This window comes from Myxococcus sp. AB036A (assembly GCF_006547355.1).
GTDB classification, from domain to species: domain Bacteria; phylum Myxococcota; class Myxococcia; order Myxococcales; family Myxococcaceae; genus Myxococcus; species Myxococcus virescens.
Map to the genome: position 1 here is coordinate 1 of NZ_VHLC01000250.1, position 431 is coordinate 431.

Below are 431 nucleotides of genomic sequence, written 5' to 3' on the forward strand. Positions count from 1 at the left end.
GAACAATAAAAACAGCAGTGGGTATGACTTTAGGTGTAATTATTAGTAAGCTGTTAGGTTTAGATAATTATGCTTCAAGCGCCATATTAGTCGTATTATGTATTAAACATACAAAAGTACATTCGCTACAAGCGATTATTTCAAGATTAGTATCATGTTTTTTAGTATTGTTTTTAGGTTCAGCAATATTTAGTTTATTAGGTCAGAGTCCAATTGTACTCGGTATTATCGTATTGTTATTTATACCATTAACTGTCGTATTAAAAGTACAAGAAGGTGTCATTACGAGTTGCGTTATATTACTTCATGTTTTTAATGCAAAATCAATTGATGCACATTTAATTGTTAATGAAACATTATTACTGTTAATTGGACTAAGCATTGCATTTACAATGAATTTAATGATGCCAAGTTTAGACAAACAACTAGAC

The 431-nt window shown here is 29.2% G+C and carries 1 protein-coding gene; it reads left to right on the plus strand.

What is annotated here, in order from left to right; translation table 11 throughout:
* A partial coding sequence (locus FL344_RS38295) for an aromatic acid exporter family protein (protein ID WP_194863416.1) occupies positions 1-431 on the plus strand: 431 nt, incomplete at both ends.